Below are 1,266 nucleotides of genomic sequence, written 5' to 3' on the forward strand. Positions count from 1 at the left end.
GGCAAGGCCGCGGCGGCTTCGCGGGGCGCGCCGCCGCGGCCTTGCCGGCGGGGGGCGGGGGCCCGGGGAGCGCGGCGAGGATGTCGGCGCGGGTCGCGTCGAGCCCCGCGGGCTCCGGCTTCTCCTCCCGCGCCTCCGGCGCGTTGACGACGCGCAGCAGCAGGGCGCGCGTCCTGGCGTCGTCGAGGCGCTGCTCGGGATCCTTGGCGAGGAGGCCGTAGATGACCTCCGCCAGCGGGCCCGCGTGCTTGGGCGGGTCCACGGGCTCGGTCATCACGGCGGTGAGCGTGGCGATGGCGGAGCCCTTGTCGTACGGCGGGGTGCCCTCGACCGCCGCGTACAGCAGGCCGCCGAGCGACCAGAGGTCGGCGGCGGGGCCCGGCTTGTGGCCGCGGGCCCGCTCGGGCGAGATGTACGAGGGCGCGCCGACGAGCATGCCGGTCGACGTGACGGAGGGGTCGCCCTCCACCTGCGCGATGCCGAAGTCGGTGAGGACGACGCGGCCCTCCTCGGCGATCAGCACGTTCGACGGCTTCACGTCGCGGTGCAGGATGCCCTGGCGGTGCGCCTGCCTGAGCACGTCGAGGACGGCGAGACCGACCTCGGCGGCGCGGCGCGGGGCGAGCGTGCCGTCCTCACGGATGACCTCGGCGAGGGACTTGCCCTCGATGAGCTCCATCACGATCCAGGGCCTGTCGTCCTCGTCCACCACGTCGAAGACCGTCACGGCCCCGCTGTTGCGGATGCGGGCGATCGCCTTCGCCTCGCGCAGCGTCCTGGTGATGAGACGTCGCTTCTCGTCCTCGTCGATGCTGGAGGGGAAGCGCAGTTCCTTGACCGCGACCGTGCGTCCGAGCATCTCGTCCAGGGCACGCCACACCGTGCCCATGCCGCCGCGCCCCAGCACTCCGTTGAGCCGATACCGCCCGGCGAGCAACCGGGGCCCGGGTGCGTCGGCCTTCACGTCCGCCGAGGTCCCCGCCTGCGCGGGCCCGGCATCCCGGGACGCCCCCTCCCGCGCGGCCTTCCCGCGCGCCGCGGCAGGCCGTACGTCGGCTCCCGCCGCTGAGCCGCCGCCCTGCCCGCTCCCGGCACCCGCGGCCGGCGCCGCGTCCCGCGCGCCCGCGACGCCCTCGGCGCGGGCACCCGCCCCGGCCTTCGAGCCCTCCTCCCGCGCGGCTCCCGCGTCCGACGCGGACCCGGGCCCCTGTGGGGGCACCTCCCCCGCCGCGGCTGCCCTCGCGGGCCGCTCGGCCTGAACGCGGT

General features: G+C 76.9%; 1 protein-coding gene. It reads right to left on the reverse strand.

Translation table 11 applies throughout. The features are described from left to right. The coding region (locus ABEA77_RS33765; protein WP_425588456.1) for a serine/threonine-protein kinase at window positions 1–1,266 on the reverse strand (1,266 nt) is incomplete at both ends.

The organism is Streptomyces tremellae (assembly GCF_039540215.1).
Lineage (GTDB): Bacteria > Actinomycetota > Actinomycetes > Streptomycetales > Streptomycetaceae > Streptomyces > Streptomyces tremellae.